The 17,853-nt window shown below is 74.4% G+C and carries 19 protein-coding genes; 14 read left to right on the top strand and 5 right to left on the bottom strand.

Features of this window, described 5'->3' with window-relative positions; all coding sequences use genetic code 11:
• Window positions 1-694 (bottom strand): hypothetical protein (locus MY520_RS16820; protein WP_436693702.1); only part of this gene is annotated, 694 nt, incomplete at its 3' end.
• 206 nt (window positions 695-900) lie between these two features.
• Between MY520_RS16820 and MY520_RS16825 the strand changes: the two genes are divergently transcribed.
• The 8 genes from MY520_RS16825 (at window position 901) to MY520_RS16860 (ending at window position 9,442) form a co-directional block, all read left to right on the top strand.
• A complete protein-coding gene (locus tag MY520_RS16825; RefSeq protein ID WP_436693703.1) occupies window positions 901-2,019 on the top strand; it encodes a DUF475 domain-containing protein in 1,119 nt (372 codons plus the stop codon).
• Window positions 2,020-2,184: 165 nt separating this feature from the next.
• Window positions 2,185-2,826, top strand: a complete 642-nt coding sequence (locus tag MY520_RS16830) for an AIM24 family protein (RefSeq protein WP_436693704.1) — start codon at window positions 2,185-2,187, stop codon at window positions 2,824-2,826.
• A 3-nt stretch (window positions 2,827-2,829) separates the two neighbouring features.
• On the top strand, window positions 2,830-3,474 hold the full coding sequence (locus MY520_RS16835) for an AIM24 family protein (protein WP_436693705.1): 645 nt from the start codon (window positions 2,830-2,832) through the stop codon (window positions 3,472-3,474).
• A 12-nt stretch (window positions 3,475-3,486) separates the two neighbouring features.
• Window positions 3,487-4,227: an AIM24 family protein gene (locus MY520_RS16840; RefSeq protein WP_436693706.1), complete on the top strand. Its 741-nt coding sequence runs from the start codon at window positions 3,487-3,489 to the stop codon at window positions 4,225-4,227.
• Window positions 4,228-4,315: 88 nt separating this feature from the next.
• Window positions 4,316-5,305 (top strand): TerC family protein, encoded by a 990-nt coding sequence (locus tag MY520_RS16845; RefSeq protein WP_436693707.1) that lies wholly within the window; start codon window positions 4,316-4,318, stop codon window positions 5,303-5,305.
• 42 nt (window positions 5,306-5,347) lie between these two features.
• Complete coding sequence (locus MY520_RS16850; RefSeq protein WP_436693708.1) at window positions 5,348-7,408, top strand: prolyl oligopeptidase family serine peptidase; 2,061 nt, start codon at window positions 5,348-5,350, stop codon at window positions 7,406-7,408.
• A gap of 71 nt (window positions 7,409-7,479) precedes the next feature.
• On the top strand, window positions 7,480-8,310 hold the full coding sequence (locus tag MY520_RS16855; protein ID WP_436693709.1) for a TerD family protein: 831 nt from the start codon (window positions 7,480-7,482) through the stop codon (window positions 8,308-8,310).
• Window positions 8,311-8,344: 34 nt separating this feature from the next.
• Complete coding sequence (locus MY520_RS16860) at window positions 8,345-9,442, top strand: winged helix DNA-binding domain-containing protein (RefSeq protein WP_436693710.1); 1,098 nt, start codon at window positions 8,345-8,347, stop codon at window positions 9,440-9,442.
• A gap of 36 nt (window positions 9,443-9,478) precedes the next feature.
• On the opposite strand, the gene MY520_RS16865 is transcribed toward MY520_RS16860, so the two are convergent.
• Window positions 9,479-9,802, bottom strand: a complete 324-nt coding sequence (locus MY520_RS16865; RefSeq protein WP_436693711.1) for a PspC domain-containing protein — start codon at window positions 9,800-9,802, stop codon at window positions 9,479-9,481.
• A gap of 89 nt (window positions 9,803-9,891) precedes the next feature.
• Window positions 9,892-11,130, bottom strand: coding sequence for a polyhydroxyalkanoate depolymerase (locus MY520_RS16870; RefSeq protein WP_436693712.1), 1,239 nt, complete (start codon window positions 11,128-11,130; stop codon window positions 9,892-9,894).
• A 175-nt stretch (window positions 11,131-11,305) separates the two neighbouring features.
• Between MY520_RS16870 and MY520_RS16875 the strand changes: the two genes are divergently transcribed.
• The 6 genes from MY520_RS16875 (at window position 11,306) to MY520_RS16900 (ending at window position 16,118) form a co-directional block, all read left to right on the top strand.
• A complete protein-coding gene (locus MY520_RS16875; RefSeq protein ID WP_436693713.1) occupies window positions 11,306-12,526 on the top strand; it encodes an alpha-hydroxy acid oxidase in 1,221 nt (406 codons plus the stop codon).
• A 38-nt stretch (window positions 12,527-12,564) separates the two neighbouring features.
• A complete protein-coding gene (locus tag MY520_RS16880; RefSeq protein WP_436693714.1) occupies window positions 12,565-13,578 on the top strand; it encodes an acetamidase/formamidase family protein in 1,014 nt (337 codons plus the stop codon).
• Between the two features lie 16 nt (window positions 13,579-13,594).
• Window positions 13,595-14,356: an SDR family NAD(P)-dependent oxidoreductase gene (locus MY520_RS16885; RefSeq protein ID WP_436693715.1), complete on the top strand. Its 762-nt coding sequence runs from the start codon at window positions 13,595-13,597 to the stop codon at window positions 14,354-14,356.
• Between the two features lie 11 nt (window positions 14,357-14,367).
• A complete protein-coding gene (locus MY520_RS16890) occupies window positions 14,368-14,652 on the top strand; it encodes a hypothetical protein (protein WP_436693716.1) in 285 nt (94 codons plus the stop codon).
• A gap of 68 nt (window positions 14,653-14,720) precedes the next feature.
• Window positions 14,721-15,323: a DUF1775 domain-containing protein gene (locus MY520_RS16895; protein ID WP_436693717.1), complete on the top strand. Its 603-nt coding sequence runs from the start codon at window positions 14,721-14,723 to the stop codon at window positions 15,321-15,323.
• 72 nt (window positions 15,324-15,395) lie between these two features.
• Entirely contained in the window at window positions 15,396-16,118 is a 723-nt protein-coding gene (locus MY520_RS16900; protein WP_436693718.1) for a VOC family protein, read from the top strand.
• Between the two features lie 298 nt (window positions 16,119-16,416).
• Here the strand turns inward: MY520_RS16900 and MY520_RS16905 are convergent, their stop codons facing one another.
• Both MY520_RS16905 and MY520_RS16910 read right to left on the bottom strand, forming a co-directional pair.
• Window positions 16,417-17,121: a DNA alkylation repair protein gene (locus tag MY520_RS16905; protein ID WP_436693719.1), complete on the bottom strand. Its 705-nt coding sequence runs from the start codon at window positions 17,119-17,121 to the stop codon at window positions 16,417-16,419.
• Between the two features lie 96 nt (window positions 17,122-17,217).
• Entirely contained in the window at window positions 17,218-17,820 is a 603-nt protein-coding gene (locus MY520_RS16910; protein ID WP_436693720.1) for a GrpB family protein, read from the bottom strand.
• Between the last annotated feature and the right edge of the window lie 33 nt (window positions 17,821-17,853).

Genomic DNA, 17,853 nt, shown 5'->3' on the forward strand with positions numbered 1-17,853 from the left:
AGGAGTGGAGTGGAACCATTGTCTTCCTAACCCCCCTTGCCCCCCGCCTTGACCCGGCGGCGGCGCCGGCGGCCGCCAGCCGGCCCTCGGCCATGGCCCGCTGGGCCGCCTCGGCGGCGCGCTCGGCCTCGTCGAGCGCGCGGCCGAGCCCGGGGTCGGTGACCTGCGTGCCGGCGGCGGCGGCCGCCTCCCCGGCCCGTGGCACCGCCGCGGTGGCCTCGGCGATCCGGCGCGGCGCCAGCGTGCGGGCGCCCCGGGCGATCCCCAGCGGCCGCTCGTACTGTTGCTTGAACCGGCGCACCTGCGGCAGGACGTCGCGCAGCTCGGCGGCCGCCTGGTCGAGCTCCGCGCGCGCCTGCCGGGCGCGGGGGACGTCGACGAGGTACGCGGGGTCGTGCTGGGCGAGTGCGGAGAGATAGTGTCCGATGACCGCGTCCGTACGTGAAGAGAGGTCACGCCAGTTCTGCACGAGCGGGTCGGGGCCGGGTGAGTGGTGCCCGGCGCCCCGGGCGCTACCGGCGTCCTCGTGCGCAGCCACGTCCACCGAGAGGCCGCTGAGCTCGGCGTCGAGCTCGAGCATCGCCGCCGCGGCCGCCTCGCGGGCCAGCTGCGCATCGCCGACGGCGTCGGCGAGGGCCGCGTCCCGGCCGCGGCGCCACCAGCGCGACGCGGGGCTCCCCGCCTGCCCGCTCATGCCGCCCGTCCACCCTCCGAACCCGCGAGGTCCCGATCGGCGCCCCGTGCGCCGATGCCTACCACGTCGGGCGGCCGGCCGGTCAGACGGGCGACCCGTCCGACCGGGTGTGCCGAAGAGCACCGGTAGCACCGGAACGGCCGCCCGGCCCCGTTCGTATAGACGTCGGTGCCCCCACTCCCGCGGGCGCCTGAGAGAGGAACCCCATGCTCCGCTACTTCGGCTTCTCGGTCGGACTGACCGTTGCGGCCCTCGTCACCGCCGTGGTCTTCGGCGGCCCGGCCGCGCTGCTCGCCGTCGCGGTGCTCGGCGTCCTGGAGGTCTGCCTCTCCTTCGACAACGCCGTGGTCAACGCCAAGGTGCTGCGCCGGATGAGCCCGCTCTGGCGCAAGCTCTTCCTCTACGTCGGCATCTTCATCGCCGTCTTCGGGATGCGGCTGCTGCTGCCGATCGTGATGGTCGCGATCACCGCCAACCTGTCGATCGGCGAGGTGTGGTCGCTGGCGCTCAACGACTCGGAGGCCTACGCGGCCAACGTCGAGGGCGCGGCCGAGGCCATCTACACCTTCGGCGGGATCTTCCTGCTGATGATCTTCCTGAACTTCCTCTTCGACGAGGAGCGGGACATCCACTGGCTCGCCTGGCTGGAGCGGCCGCTGGCGAAGGCGGGGCTGCTGCCCTACCTCGCGGTCGTCATCGCGCTCGCGGTCATCTACACCGGCTCGCAGATCGCCGACGACGACAAGTACGCGACCGTGCTGGCCTCCGGCCTGGCCGGCCTGTTCACCTACCTGCTCATCGGTGGCCTCAACGAACTGATGGAGCAGAAGGACGAGGAGGACGACGAGCCCGACGTGCTGCCCGACGGCCGCTCCACCCGGAAGGCCACGGACGTGGGCACGGGCGCGAAGGCGGTCGCCGGAGCGGGCGCGGCCGCGTTCCTCTACCTCGAGGTGCTCGACGCGTCGTTCTCCTTCGACGGCGTCATCGGCGCGTTCGCGATCAGCAGCGACATCCTGATCATCGCGCTGGGCCTGGGCATCGGCGCCTTCTGGGTGCGGTCGCTGACCATCTACATGGTCGACAAGGGCACCCTGGAGCAGTACCGCTTCCTCGAGCACGGCGCGATGTGGGCGATCGGCGTCCTGGCCGCGATCATGATCCTCGAGCTACGCTGGCACATCAGCGAGTACGTGACCGGCCTGACCGGCCTCGGGTTCATCATCGCCGCGGTCATCAGCAGCGTCGTCGCCCAGCGGCGCGACCACGCGCACGCGGTGGCCGAGGGGCGCGAGCCGAGCGAGGAGCTGGCCGGCCGGCGCTGACGCCCGCCCGCAGCACGCACCGTCCCGGTTCCTCCCTCCCCACCCGTGGTGGGGGAGGAGCCGGTTGACTCTCGGGAACACGGTCGGCAGGGGAGCTGGGCGGGCCACGGCGCGGGGCCTACCGTCCGCGCAGCCGGACCGTTACCGTCCGGCGCCGTCCCGCTCGTGGACCCCGACGGAGAGGACCCCGTGGCCCAGCTCATCGCCGACAAGCGCGTGCTCCGCGCCGACCTGCACGGTGACCGGATCCGTGCCGCCAGCGGCTCGATGGTCGCCTTCGAGGGCGACATCGAGTTCCGGAACGCCGGCATGGGAGGCGGCGGCGGCGTGCGCGCCGCGCTCAAGCGGGCGGTCGCCGGCGAGAGCCTCTCGCTGATGGACTGCACCGGGCACGGCCGCGCCTACCTGGCAAAGGACGCCATGGACGTCCTGGTCGTCGACCTGGCGGGGGACACCCTCACCGCGGAGAGCGAGCACATCCTCGCCCACACCGACGGCCTGCGCCTCGACGTCCAGTTCTCCGGACTGCGCGGCATGACCAGCGGGCAGGGGCTGGCGACCACGTCGGTGAGCGGTCAGGGGCAGGTGGCGCTGGTCTCCGAGGGCCCGGTCATGGCCCTGGAGGTCGCGCCCGGGCAGGACCTCGTCGTCGACCCCGACGCCTACGTCGGCTCCCGCGGCCAGCTGCAGATGTCCCTGGTGTCCGGGGTGTCCTGGAAGTCGATGGTCGGGGAGAGCTCGGGAGAGCCGTTCTCGCTGCGGTTCTCCGGGCACGGCCTGGTCCTCGTCCAGTCCTCGGAGGGCTGACCGGTGCCGTTCGAAGCGGTCAACAGCAAGGTCGTGCGGGCGCGGGTCAGCCCGCAGACGCCGGTGCTCGCCCGCCGGGGCGCGATGCTCGGCTACTCCGGGCGGATCGCGTTCCGGCCGGTGCGCGGCCAGGGCCGGGGCGCCGGCGGGTTCGTCGGCGCCGCGCTCTCCGGGGAGTCCAACCCGATGATGGCCACCGAGGGCCAGGGCGAGGTGCTCTACGGCTACAAGGGGCTGCACACCACCGTGCTCGACCTCGACGGCAGCGCGCCGCTGGTCTGCGAGGCCGACCGGCTGCTCGCCCACGACGCCACCCTGCAGACCAGCGTCCAGTTCCTGGGCTCGGGCGGGCTGCGCCAGGCGGTCAGCGGCGCGATGACCGGCCAGGGACTGTTCACCACCAACGTCCACGGCCGGGGCGCGGTCGCGCTGCTGTCGCACGGCGGTGCCTTCCCGCTCCAGCTGAACGGCACCGCGGTCGGCGTCGACCCGCAGGCCTACGTCGGCCACGTCGGCCAGCTGCAGGTCGACCTCGCCGCGAAGCTCGGCTTCCGCGACGTCGTCGGGCGCGGGTCGGGGGAGGCGTTCCAGCTGCGGATCAGCGGCTACGGGACGGTGTACGTGCAGGCCAGCGAGAAGAAGTTCTGAGGAGCGAGCGACGTGCAGACCTGGAACGCGGCGAGCCTGCCGGTCGACGACAACGTCAACCCCTACGTGTTCTGCGTGGCCCTCTCCGGCGAGTGGTTCATGAGCAAGGGCGCGATGCTCGCCTACTACGGCGACGTCCGCTTCGAGGCGGTCACCGCCTACTCCGCGGTGCAGGCCTGGGTGGCCGCGCGCTTCTCCAGCCCGGTGTACGTGCAGGACTGGGTGGTCGCCGCCGGCCACGGCAAGGTGCTGCTCGGTGACCGCGGCTTCGACCTCAACGCCTACGACCTCGACGAGGGCAACCTCACGATCAAGGCGAACAACCTGCTGGCCTTCGACCGGCGGCTGGAGCTCAAGCAGTCGATCGTCCCCGGGTTCGTGACGCTGCTCGGCACGGGGAAGTTCATCGCGTCGTCCAACGGCCCGGTGATCTTCGTAGAGCCGCCGTTCCGGGCCGACCCCGACGCGCTGCTGGGCTGGGCGGACTGCCCGTCCCCCTCGGTGCACCACGACACCGAGTGGATGGCGTCGTCGATGGCGGGGATGGTCCAGGGCATGCTCGGCCGGGTCTCCGGCGAGGAGCGCCAGTACGACTTCACCGGCCAGGGGACGATCCTGCTGCAGTCCTCCGAGATCGCCCGCGAGGACCCGGCGGTGCTGCGGCTGATCGAGTCCCAGACCCAGCTGCTCACCAACAGCCAGGCCGGCAGCCTGGGCCAGCGACTGATGGCCCGGGCGCAGCAGCAGCCCTGATCCGGGGGTAGCCGCCGGCGTCCGCGGGAAGGACGGGGGGACGCCGGCGCCCGGGCTGGGGCCGGCGGCCGATCCCGGAGGTGCCCGCGTGGACGTGCCCGTCTGGGTGTGGGGACTCACGGTCGCCCTGATCGTGGCCATGCTCGTCGTCGACCTGGTGTTGCACGTCCGCAGCCCGCACGAGCCCGGGCTCAGGGAGTCGGCGGTGTGGTCGGCGGCCTACGTCGGCATCGCGCTGCTCTTCGGCGTCGTCGTCCTGGTGGTCGCCGGGCCCACCTTCGGCGGCGAGTACTTCGCCGGCTACGTGACCGAGAAGAGCCTCTCGGTCGACAACCTCTTCGTCTTCGTGCTGATCATGAGCAGCTTCGCCGTGCCGAAGGAGCTGCAACCCACGGTGCTGCTGTACGGGATCGTGTTCGCCCTGCTGCTGCGGACGGGGTTCATCCTCGTCGGAGCCGCCGTCATCGAGCTGTTCAGCTGGGTCTTCTACCTCTTCGGCGCCTTCCTGCTCTGGACGGCGGTGAACCAGGCCCGGGAGGCCGCCCGCGGCGAGCGCGACGAGTTCGAGGAGAACGCCGCGCTCCGGCTGGCCCGCCGGGTCCTGCCGACGACGGAGGGCTACGAGGGCGACCGGCTGACCGTGCGGCAGAACGGCCGGCGCGCCGTGACGCCGCTGGTGATCGCGCTGCTGGCGATCGGCAGCGCGGACGTCCTGTTCGCCGTCGACTCGATCCCCGCCGTCTTCGGCCTGACCCAGGAGACCTACCTGGTCTTCACCGTCAACGCCTTCTCCCTGCTCGGCCTGCGGCAGCTGTTCTTCCTGCTCGGCGGGCTGCTCGACCGGCTGGTGTACCTGGGCTACGGGCTGGCGGTGATCCTCGGCCTGATCGGCGTCAAGCTGGTGATCGAGGCGCTGCACACCAACGAGCTGCCGTTCGTCAACGGCGGCGAGCCGGTGACCGCCGTCCCGCTCATCCCGACGTGGCTCTCGCTGCTGGTCATCATGGTCACCCTGCTGGTGACCACCGCCGCGAGCCTGCGCCGGAGCCGCCGGGACGCCGCCCGCGGCACCCGCTGAGCCGGCCCGGGCCCGGAACGGCGCTCGGCTAGCGTCGGCGGCATGCGGCCCGACGACCTCGCCCTGCTGCGCGTCCCCGGGGTCCCGACCGTGTCGCCCGACGGCCGGATGGCGGTGGTCGCGGTCAGCCGGCTCGACCTGGACGCCGACACCGACCGCAGCCGGCTCTGGGCCGTGCCCACGGACGGATCGGCCCCGGCCCGGCCGCTGACCCCCGGTCCCCGGGACACCGCGCCGGCGTTCTCGCCCGACGGGCGGTGGCTGGCCTACCTCGGCGCCGAGCCGGGGGAGCCGCCCCAGGTGCACCTCCTGCCCACGGCCGGCGGCGCGCCCCGGCGGCTCACCGGCGCCCCGCTCGGCGCGGGCGGGCCGGTCTGGTCGCCGGACTCGCGGCGGCTCGCCTACACCGCCCGCGCCCCGGAGCCGGGCCGGTCCGGGACGGCGCCGGAGGCTCCGTCCGGGGCGGAGGCGCCGCGGCTGATCACCACCCTGAAGTACCGGCTGGACGGCGTCGGCTTCCTCGCCGGCCGGCCGAGCTCGGTCTTCGTCCTCGACCTGCCGCCCGACGGGGAGGACGACGGGGCGCCGCCGCCCGAGCCCCGGCGGGTCACCGCCGGCGCCGGCGAGGACGCCGACGTGGCCTGGAGCCCGGACGGCGCCGAGCTGGCCTTCACCTCCGCCCGCCACCCGCGGGCCGACCGCGACCTGGTCCGCGACGTCTACGCCGTCCCGGCCGCGGGCGGGACCCCGCGCCGGCTCACCGACGGCCGGTCCGACTGCGCGCTGCCCGCCTACGACCCCTCCGGCGCCTGGATCTACCTCACCGCCCGGCCCGACCTCGGCCCCGACGGGCTGGACGTGGTGGCCCGCAGCGCCACCCTCTGCCGGGTGCCGGCCGCGGGCGGGACCGTGGAGACGGTGCTCGACCCCGAGGACACCGACCGCGGCGACGACACCCCGGGGACGGTGCTGGCGGGGGGTGCGGCCCACCTCGGCGTGCAGCGCCGCGGCGCGGTGGAGCTGCTGCGCGTACCGCTGGACGGCGGGCCGGTGGAGACGCTGGTCGACGGCCCGTTCACCGTCCGCGGGTTCGCCGTCGGCGGCGAGGTCGTCGTCGCGACGGTGGCGCACGACCGGTCGGCCGGGGAGCTGATCGCGATCACCCCGGGCCGCCGGCGGCTGATCACCGGCTTCGGCCGGGCCCTGGGTGCCACCGGCCGGCTGCGCCGGATGGCCGAGCGCACCGCCACCGCCCCCGACGGCGCCCCGGTGCACGGATGGGTCACCGTGCCGGACGGGCCGGGGCCGCACCCGGTGCTGCTGAGCATCCACGGCGGGCCGTACCGGCAGTGCGGGTGGTCGCTGTCGGAGGACACCCAGGTCCTCGTCTCGGCCGGCTACGCCGTCGTCCAGTGCAACCCCCGCGGCTCGTCGGGCTACGGCCAGGCGCACGGGCGGGCCATCCGGGGGGCGTGGGGGGAGCACGACGCGGCCGACGTCCTCGCCTTCCTCGACGCCGCGCTGGAGGACCCGGCGCTGGACGCCGACCGGGTCGGCGTCATGGGCGCCTCCTACGGCGGCTACCTGACCACCCTGCTCACCGCCCGGACGACGCGGTTCGCCGCTGCGGTCAGCGAGCGCGCCCTCACCGACCCGGTGAGCTTCGCCGGCTCGTCGGACATCGGGTGGTACTTCGTCGACCAGCACCTGGGTACCGACCCGGCGCGGCTGGCCGCGCAGAGCCCGCTGGCCGCCGCCGGGCAGATCACCACGCCGACGCTGGTGGTCCACGCCGAGGAGGACTGGCGCTGCCCGGTCGAGCAGGGGCTGCGGTTCTACGTCGCGCTCAAGCGCCGCGGCGTCCCCTCGGAGCTGCTGCTGTTCCCCGGGGAGGGGCACGGGCTGGCGCGCTCCGGGCGGCCGCGTCACCGGCTGGCACGGCTGCAGCACCTGCTGCGCTGGTGGGACCGCTGGCTGCCGGCCTCCGCCGACGCCGGCCCCGGGCTCGACGAGCTGCCCGGCGAGGTCGTGGACGGCGAGCCGCTGCCGATGGACGACGACGGCCGCGGACCCCTCACCGTCCGGGCCACCCGGCTGGGCTGACCGGGCCGCCTAGGGTCTGGGGCAGTGGACAGCCGCCCGGCGCACCGCCCGGGGGAGAGCAGGGAGGCCCGATGGTCGACTACACCAAGCGCCCGAGGCAGCCGGCGGCACCGCCGCCGCAGCAGCAGCCGCCGCCCCCGCCGCCCGGGCCGCCGTCGGCCGGGTACGAGCAGTGGGGCCCGCCGGCGGCTCCCCAGCAGCAGCACGGCGCCCCGCCGCCGGCTCCCCAGCAGCAGCACGGCGCCCCGCCGCCGGCGCCCGGGGTCTCGCTGGGCAAGGTCACGCTGACCAAGAGCGCGCCGTCGGTGTCGCTCACCAAGACCGCCGGCACGACCGGCGTGCTCCGGGTCAACCTGAACTGGAACGCCCGCCCGGCTGCCCCGCAGGGCGGCGGGTTCCTCAAGCGCCTGGCCGGCGCGGCCTCCGGCGGCATCGACCTCGACCTCGGCTGCCTGTACGAGTACGCGGACGGGTCGAGGGGCGTCATCCAGGCGCTGGGCAACGCCTTCCGCGGGCAGCACACGCTGCCCAACGGGGAGCTGGTGGCCTGGCTGGACGGCGACGACCGGTCCGGGCGCAACACCGGCGGCGAGAACCTGCTCATCGACCTGCGGCACACCGCGCACATCCGCCGGATCCTGGTCTTCGCCTTCATCTACCAGGGCACGCCGAACTGGGCCGACGCGGACGCGGTCGTGACGCTGTTCCCGGCGTCCGGGCCGCAGGTGGAGATCCGGCTCGACGAGCACGACCCGCGGGCGCGGCTGTGCGCGATCGCCTCGTTCACCAACCAGGGCGGGCAGCTCGTCGTCAACCGCGAGGTGCGCTACGTCCACGGCGGCCAGGACGTGCTGGACCAGCAGTACGGCTGGGGCATGAACTGGGCTCCCGGCCGCAAGTGAGTCGCGGCGGCCTGCCGCCCGCGGGGGAGCGGGCGTGCCGGCGCTGAGCGTGCGGGCCCTCGGCCGGGCCACCCTCGCCCGGCAGCTGCTGCTCGAGCGCACCACCCGCCCGGTGCGCGACGTCGTCGAGCACCTCGTGGGCCTGCAGGCGCAGGTGCCGCGGGTGCCGCACCTGGCGCTGTGGGACCGGCTGGCCGGGTACGACCCGGCGGAGCTCGACGGCCTGCTGTCGTCGCGGCAGGTGGTCCGGACCCCGCTGATGCGGACCACGATCCACACCGTGACGGCGGAGGACGCCCTCGCCCTGCGCCCGCTGCTGCAGCCGGTGCTCGACCGGACGGCGGCGTCCACCGTCTGGGGGCAGCGGCTGCGGGGGCAGGACGTCTCCGCCGTGGTGGCCGAGGCCGCGGCCTTGCTGGCCGAGCGGCCGATGGGCCGGGCGGAGCTGCAGCGGGAGCTCGGCCGCCGGCACCCCGGCCTCGACGGCGAGGCGGTGGCGTTCTGCGTGGGCTACTCGGTCCCCTGGGTGCAGCCGACGCCGCGCGGGCTGTGGGGCGCGAGCAGTGCCGCGGTCATGACGCCCGTCGAGGCCTGGCTGGACGGCCGCGCGGTCCCGCCGGCGACCCCGGACGAGCTGCTGGTCCGCTACCTGGCGGCGTTCGGCCCGGCGTCCGTGCGGGACGCCCAGGTGTGGTGCGGGCTCACCCGGCTGCGCGAGGTCGCCGAGCGGCTGGGGCCGCGGCTGCGCCGGGTGCGCACAGGGGACGGCGGCGAGCTGCTCGACGTGCCCGACGGTCCGCTGCCCGACCCGGACACGCCCGCGCCGGTGCGGTTCCTCGCCGAGTACGACAACGTCACGCTCTCGCACGCCGACCGCTCGCGGGTGGTGGCCGAGGGCGACCACGTGCCGCTGCCGGGCGGTCCCGGCGGCTGGGTGGGGACGGTGCTGGTCGACGGCCGCGTCCAGGCGACCTGGGCGGCCCGGCGGGACGGCGCGGCGACGGTGCTCACCGTGCGGCCCTCCCTCCCGCTGCCGGCCGCGGTGCGGACGGAGACGGGAGAGGAGGGCGCCCGCCTGCTCGGCTTCCTCGCGCCCGGCCGGGAGCACGACGTCCGGTTCACCGACCGGTAGCCCCGGCGTCCGCGGAGGGACGCCGGGGCTGCCCGGTCAGCGGCCGGCCGTCGTCCGCGTGCCGGTGAGCGACGCGTGGAGGCGTTCGACGAACTGGTCGGCCACGTTGGTCCGGGTGTCCGGGCCGGCCGGGGCGGGCGGCGCGAGCACCCACAGGGCCAGGTAGGCGACGACGCCGATGCCGGAGAAGGCGAGGACGAGGAAGCCGACCCGCCATATCAGCGCGTCGATGCCGCTGTACTCGGCCAGCCCGCCGCAGACGCCTCCGAGCATCTTGTCGGTGCCGCTGCGGCGCAGCTGGGGCCGCGGAGGCGGCTGCTGCCAGGTCGGGTGCTGGGGAGGGTTCGGTGCGGTGGTCATGGCAAGAACTCTGCTGGGCACGACCGCCCGCGACCATCGGGGAACGCCCGGATCGGCCCCTGGTTCGCGGCCTCCGGGGGATCCCCTGCTCAGCCCGCCGCGACCTCCTCGCGGGCGGAGGCAGCGATGAAGTCGCGCAGCACCGGGTAGACCTCGTTCTCCCAGCGCGACCCGCTGAACACGCCGTAGTGGCCGACCCCCTCCTGCAGGTGGTGCCGCTTGCGCTCCTCGGGGATGCCGGTGCACAGGTCGTGCGCGGCCCGGGTCTGGCCGGGGGAGCAGATGTCGTCGCGGGCGCCCTCGACGGTCAGCAGCGCCGTCCGCCCGATCGCGGCCGGGTCCACCCGCTGCCCGCGCCAGGTGAACCGGCCGGTCGCCATGTGGTGCTCCTGGAAGATCCGGCCGACGGTCTCCAGGTAGAACTCGGCCGGGACGTCCATGACGGCGCCGTACTCCTCGTAGAACGCCTGCGTGGCCGCGGCCCGCTCGGTGTTGCCGCCGGCGAGGTCCCGGACCATCTGCAGGTGCGCGCTCAGGTGCCGCCGCGGGTTCATCGACATGAACGCGGTCAGCTGGACGACCCCCGGGTAGACGCGCCGCCCGGCGCCGGCGTACCAGCCCGGGACCGAGGCGATCAGCCGCCGCTCGTAGGCCGACAGGGGGCGCTTCTCGGCGGCGAGGTTGATCCGGTTCGGGTTGACCCGCGTGTCGACCGGCCCGGCCATGAGGGTGAGGCTGGCGGGCTGGGCGTCGTCGTCGGCCTCGGCGAGCAGCGCCACCGCGGCCAGCACCGGGACGGCGGGCTGGCAGACGGCGACGACGTGCGCGCCGCCGCCGAGCTGCCGCAGCGCGTCCATGACGTGCTCGATGTACTCGTCGAGGCCGAACGCGCCGTGCTCGACCGGGATGTCCCGCGCGTTGTGCCAGTCGAGGACGAACACGTCGTGGTCGGTCAGCAGGGTGCGGATGGTCGGCCGGATGAGGGTCGTGAAGTGCCCGGACATCGGCCCGACGACGAGTACCGGGGGCTGGCCGGTCAGCGACGCCTTGCGGAAGTGCAGGAGCGTCGCGAACGGCGTCGCCGTCACCGGCTCCTCGGTGACCGCGACCGGCCGGCCGCCGACGACCACGGCGTCGATCCCGTACTCCGGGCGGGCGTGGGTCGGCCGCGCCTTGGCGACGACGTCGCAGGCCGCGCGCAGGTGCCGCACGCCCGCCGCGCCCCCCAGCCGGGGCGGCAGCGCGGACAGCGCCCGGGCGGTCAGCCCGGACGCCGCCAGCACGGGCGCGCTCGCCCGGCGGTTGACCTCGTACGCGGTGTAGAGCATCGGGACCCTGCCTGTCTGTGATCGGAGCGTGACCGGCGTCACGGTTACCCGCACGTTAACTCCGCGCGCCGACGGTCGCGCGTCGGAGCGCCGGGCGGGGCCGGCGCCGTCCCACCCGTACCGGCCGTCACACCGGTGCTGGCAGGGTGGGCGGACGCCGGGTCGAGGAGGTCGCGTGGTCGAGCGTCGAGTGCCCCGCTGGAGCGAGCTGCGGGAGGTGGTCCGGCCGCGCCGGCGGCCGGGGGACGCGACCGACCGGCGGCTGGCGGCGGCCGTCACCGTCGGCGACCTGCGGGAGATCGCCCGGCGGCGGGTCCCGCGGGCGGTGTTCGACTACACCGACGGGGCCGCCGGCGCGGAGATCAGCCTGCGCCGCGCCCGCGAGGCGTTCGCGCGCGTCGAGTTCCGCCCGAGCGTGCTGCGCGACGTCTCCGTCGTCGACCCGTCGACGACGGTCCTCGGGCGGCCGTCGGCGCTGCCGCTGGTCTTCGCCCCGACCGGCTTCACCCGGCTCATGCACACCGAGGGCGAGGTCGCGGTCGGCCGGGTGGCCGAGCGGGTCGGCATCCCGCACGCGCTGTCGACCATGGGGACCACGACGATCGAGGCGCTCGCCGCCGCGGCCCCGGGGGCGCGCAAGTGGTTCCAGCTGTACCTGTGGCGCGACCGTGCCGCCAGCGAGGCGCTGGTCGGGAGGGCCGCGGCGTCCGGGTACGAGGCGCTGGTGCTCACCGTCGACACCCCGGTGGCCGGGCCCCGGCTGCGCGACGTCCGCAACGGGTTCACCATCCCGCCGGCGCTCACGCTGCGGACCATGGCCAACGCCGCCGTCCACCCGCGGTGGTGGGTCGACCTGCTGACCACCGAGCCGCTGGAGTTCGCCTCGCTGCGCTCGTGGGGCGGCACGGTCGCCGAGCTGGCCGACCGCGTCTTCGAGCCGGCCGCGACGGTGGCCGACGTCAGGGCGCTGCGCGCGACGTGGGCCGGGGCGCTGGTGGTGAAGGGCGTGCAGACCGCCGACGACGCGCGCGCCGTGGTGGACGCCGGCGCCGACGCGGTCGTCGTCTCCAACCACGGCGGCCGCCAGCTCGACCGCGCGCCGACGCCGCTGGAGGAGCTGCCCGCGGTGGTCGCGGCGGTCGGGGACCGGGCGGAGGTCTACCTGGACGGCGGCATCCTGGACGGCGCGGACGTCGTCGCCGCCGTCGCCCTCGGCGCCCGCGCCTGCCTGGTCGGCCGGGCGTACCTGTTCGGGCTGATGGCCGGTGGCGAGCGGGGCGTGCAGCGGGCCACCGACATCATGTCCCGCGAGATCGCCCGCACGCTGCAGCTGCTCGGCGTCCCCTCGGTGGCGGAGCTGACCCCGGACCGAGTGCGGATGCGGAACGGGATCTGAGCATTGCCGAGCTGACCTGCGCCTTCCTAGGCTGCGTCATGGACGTCGTCGAGGTCGTGCCCACGTTCGAGCAGTACGCGTTCACCTTCGGCGGGGTCGCCCCGCTGCGCCGGATCCCGCCGGGGACGGCGCTGCGGGTCTGGTCCGACGACGCCTTCTGCGGCGCCCTGCAGAAGACCACCGACCTGTCCACCGAGAAGGTCGACCTGCGCTTCGTGAACCCGCAGACCGGCCCGTTCTACGTCGAGGGCGCCGAGCCCGGCGACACGCTCGCGCTGCACTTCGTGGCCATGGAGCCGGCCCGCGACTGGGGCGCCTCGGCGGCGATCCCGTTCTTCGGCGGGCTCACCAGCACCGACCGCGTCGCCACACTTCAGGACCCGCTGCCCGACACCACCTGGATCTACGAGCTGGACCGGGCCGCCAACACCGTCACCTTCGCCGCGCAGCACACCGACCTGCAGGTCGCCCTCCCGGTGGCGCCGATGCTCGGGACGGTCGGCGTCGCCCCGCCCGGCGGCGAGGTGCGCAGCTCGCTGGTGCCCGAGCGGTTCGGCGGCAACATGGACACCCCGCAGATGCGCCCGGGCACGACGTGCTTCCTGGGCGTGAACGTCGAGGGCGCGCTGTTCTCGGTCGGCGACGGGCACTACCGGCAGGGGGAGGGCGAGGCCTGCGGCACCGCCGTCGAGGGGGCGATGACCACGACACTGATCGTCGAGCTGATCAAGGGCGGGGGGGTGGGCGGGTGGCCGGCATGGCCCCGGCTCGAGGACGACACGCACTGGATGACGGTGGGCTCCAGCCGCCCGCTCGAGGACGCCTGGCGGATCGGCCAGGTCGAGCTGGTGCGCTGGTTCGGCGAGCTGTTCGGGCTGCACCCGATGGACGCCTACCAGCTGCTCTCGCAGATCACCGAGGTGCCGATCGCCAATGTGGTCGACGCGAACTACAGCGCCGTGGTGAAGGCGCGCAAGTCCCTCCTGCCGCAGGCCACGGCCTTCGGCGGGCTGCACGACGACCTGCGCCGCCGCGCGGCGACCCTGCTCTGAGACCCCGGAGGACCCCATGGACCTGCAGCTCACCGGCTCCCGCGTGCTCGTCACCGGGGGCACCCGCGGCATCGGGCGGGCGATCGTCGAGGCGTTCGTCGACGAGGGCGCCGTCGTCGAGTTCTGCGCCCGCGACGCCGCCGAGATCGAGGCCACCGAGAAGGCGATCGCCGAGCGCGGCGGCCGCGCGGCCGGCGTCCGGCTCGACGTCGGCGACGGGCCGGCGCTGGTGTCGTGGGTGGACGCCGCGGCGGCCCGGCTGGGCGGTCTGGACGCCGTCGTCGCCAACGTCAGCGCGCTGGCCGTTCCGGACACCGAGGAGAACTGGCGGTTGTCCTTCGAGGTGGACCTCATGCACACGGTGCGGCTGGCCAGGGCCGCCCTGCCGTACCTGGAGGCCGGCGCGAACGGCTCGATCGTGGCGGTCTCCAGCGTCTCCGGCCGCGAGGTGGACTTCGCCTCCGGCCCCTACGGGACGATGAAGACGGCGATCGTCGGCTACGTCTCCGGGCTCGCCTTCCAGCTGGCCGGCCGCGGCGTCCGGGCCAACGTGGTCTCGCCGGGCAACACCTACTTCACCGGCGGCATCTGGAACGGCATCGAGACCGGTCAGCCGGAGCTGTACGCCGACTCGCTCGCGCTCAACCCGACCGGCCGGATGGGGGCCCCGGAGGAGATGGCGCGGGCGGTGGTCTTCCTGTCCAGCCCGGTCTCCAGCTTCACCACCGGCACCAACCTCGTGGTGGACGGCGCCCTCACGCGCGGCATCCAGCTCTGAGAGGGTGCCTCATGGCGCTCATCTACCCCGTCCAGGCCGACTCGCCGGAGCCCGACGAGGGCACGCCCCCCGACTTCGCCGAGCTGGCCGCCGACCTCTCCGACACCTGGCTGGTCGAGGTGGCCGTCAGCGACGACGGGGACGATGCCTGCTTCGGCCCGCTGAGCGCCCGCGCGGCGTGGGACCTCGCGCTGGGCGTGGACGACCGCCGTGCGGAGTGGACGGTGTCGATCGTGCCGCTGCACGTGGCGGGCACCGCCGACGAGCTCGTCGCCCTGTTCGAGGACGAGGAGTAGCCCGGGCCCCTCTCCCCGTCATCGGAGGTGGGAGGGGGATCGGGATGGGGGAGGCCCGCGGAGCCCCCATGACCACCCGACTGCGCCGCGCTGCGCTGGCGGTGCTCGCCGCCGTCGTCGCCGTCCTGACCCTCGGCGTCGGGACGGCGTGCGCGCACGTGACCGTCAGCTCGCCCGACGCCGCCGGCGGCTTCGGGGAGATCACCTTCCGGGTGCCGAGCGAGAGCGACACCGCGCGGACGACGTCGCTGCGCGTGCAGCTGCCGACCGACACCCCGTTCGCGTTCGTCATGGTCGAGCCGGTGCCCGGCTGGACCGCCACGATCACCACGGCGGTGCCGGCCACGCCGATCGAGGCGCGCGGTGGCCCGGGCGGCCTCCGCGCGGCTCGCGGGGTCGTCCCCACCGCGCCACACGACGACGCCGACGACGAGCGCGAGTGCCACCACGGCGGCGAGCGCGAGCCAGTGGCGCCGCCGGCGCCCGTGCCGCGGGTGGTGGGGGGAGTGGTCCTGCGCGCCGCCCTCGACGGGCGACGAGGTCGCGGCTCGGCCATCAGGCGGCTCGGCCATGCCGCTGATGGCGCTCCGCCGCCGTTCGCCGGTGGGTCGATCCGTGCCCGGCACCTCCAGGCCGAATTCGCGTTGCCCCGCGGTCTGCGGCGGCCCTAGCGTCGTTCCCCCATGGGCGGGCGGCCGTGGCCTGCTCCGGCTGGTCGTCGGCAGATCGGAGATGCGGACCGGATGCCTTGCCGCCTCGTCGCGCTCAGCTTCGACGCGAACGACCCGCTCCTCCTCGCGCGCTTCTGGGCCGGCGTCCTGGGCTGGGAGCTGGTCGACGACCCCGACGACGGGATCGCGCTCCTGCCGAGCGACGACACCGGGTTCCGGCTCCGGTTCCTCCCGACCGACGAGCCGAAGACCGGTCAGAACCGGATGCACCTCGATCTGACGAGCGCGTCCCTCGAGGACCAGCAGCAGACGGTGGCGAGCGCACTGCGGCTAGGCGCCCGCCACACCGATGTCGGTCAACGCCCGGAGGAGCGCCATGTGGTGCTCGCCGACCCCGAGGGCAACGAGTTCTGCGTCATCGAGCCGGGCAACCACTTCCTGGCCGACTGCGGGTTCGTCGGAGCGCTCGCGTGCGACGGTTCGCAGGGGGTCGGGTACTTCTGGCGCGACGCGCTGGGCTGGCCGTTGGTCTGGGACCAGGACCAGGAGACCGCGATCCGCTCCCCGCACGGCGGTCCGAAGATCACCTGGGGCGGTCCGCCCCTGATGCCGAAGACGGGGAAGAACCGGCTGCACCTCGACCTCGCTCCACCGGACGACGGTGATCAGCACGCGGAGGTCGACCGCCTGGTCTCGCTCGGGGCGACTCGGATCGACATCGGCCAGGGCGACGTCGGCTGGGTGGTGATGGCCGATCCCGACGGCAACGAGTTCTGTGTGCTGACCCCTCGATGAAGATCCGTCTGTCGTCCAGGTCCGACGTCGACCAGCGCGTCGTCCGGGCGCACGGCCTCGACCGCGGGTGGGTGGACCACGAGATCGCTCGTCTGGACGGCGTCTGGTCCGCGGCGGTTCGTCCCGCGCGGGACCGGGGCGCCGTGGTGCCGACGACGTTTCCGCGGGAACGCCGTCAAGGCCACAGCCTTGTCGGACGCTGGAAGCCGCCGGGGCCTTCGGCGAGAAGCTGATGCCGGTGCTGCAGGAGGTCGGCATCACCGAGGAGCCGGAGCTGTCTCCCGCGCACACGTTCGTCTCAGCCTGACGTCGTCGCCGCCCCCCTTCCGGCCCCCGCGAGGGGGAGCGCGAACCCTCCCGAGTTCTCGTGCTGTCGGCGCACCACCTCGGTGATCCAGACGGGCGCGAACGGAGACGTGCAGTTCGGGGGAGTCGGGTAGTCCTTGAGCACCTCGAGGCGCTCGCCGATGTCGAGGGCACGAGCGCGGTGCTCGGCGTGCTCGATCCCGATCTGGGCCAGGCAGTGGTTCATCGCCCACTGCAGGCGATCGGGGGCGTCCTTCATCTCCGCCTCGATGACGTCGAGCAGTCCTGCCAGGTCGAGGCCCTCGGGCTTCTTCGCCACGCGTTCGGTGGTCAGCGCCCAGCCGGCACTCGCGACCACCGGATCCGGGTCGGCGGACCACGCCACGCGCAGCTCTTCGGCGTGCGGGTTCTTCTTGACCACGTAGTTCACGAGCCAGTCGTGCACCTTGGGAGTGCGTGCCTCGCGCAGCATGACGTCCAGCTCGTCCCGCTCGAACGCCTTCGGACGGCAGATCAGGAGCGCCAGCAGTCTCGCCGCGGTGTCATCCGTCTCCCAGAGCCGGCGAGCGAGTTCCTGCTGCGTCTTCAGCCGCTTCGCGATCGCGCGCAGTCGGCCGAGGTTCACGCCGTGGTCGTCGCCGTGTCTCTCGTTGACCGCGCGTGCCTTGGGGTCCTCGAGCGCGGCCAGCTCGGCCATCACCTCGGCCACCGTCGTCTCGGCCACCGTCACCTCGGCCTCCTGTCCGTCTCGTGGGAGTTCCCGCCTGCGAGGGAAGCACGGTCGCCCCGGTGATCAGCCGGCGCATGGGGTCGGTGGGCCCTCCGCGGCGTCGAGGATCTCGGTGACCACGGCGGTCTTGGCGTCGGCGTAGTCCTGCACGTGCCGCCAGGTCCGCTGCGCGAGTTCGCGCTTGACGTGGGCGTAGCGCTCCCGCGCCGCGTCGTCGTCGCGCAGCCGATCGCGGAAGCGCAGCATCCGCTCCACCTCGGCCGCGCCCGAGCTGAAGACGTGCAGGTTGATGGCGGTGTCCGGCCCCCTGAACAGGCGGTGCTCGAACCACTCGGGCTCCCGGATCCGCAGGACGTAGCCGGCCGCCTGCAGATGTGGCACGTAGCGCGGCTCGTCAGCCGAATCCGACACGACCAGCAGGATGTCGATGATGGGCTTGGCCACCAGACCGGGGACCGACGTCGACCCGACGTGCTCGACGAGCAGCGCCGCGTCGCCGAGCGCGGAGCGGAGGCGGTCGGCCTCGCGACGGAACAACCGAGGCCAGTCGGGGTCGTACGCCGCGAGGGCGATCGGAGCGTTGTGCGGTTCCCGCGTCCCGACCGTGACCGCCTGGAGTTCCTCGTCGCGGCGCTGCCCGTCGGTGCTGTCCGTGTGCGAGCCCATGTCGCGCGGCCCCTCTCGACAAGCAGCCGCCCA

This window comes from Geodermatophilus sp. CPCC 205506 (genome assembly GCF_051383635.1).
In the GTDB taxonomy this organism is placed as follows: Bacteria; Actinomycetota; Actinomycetes; order Mycobacteriales; family Geodermatophilaceae; genus Geodermatophilus.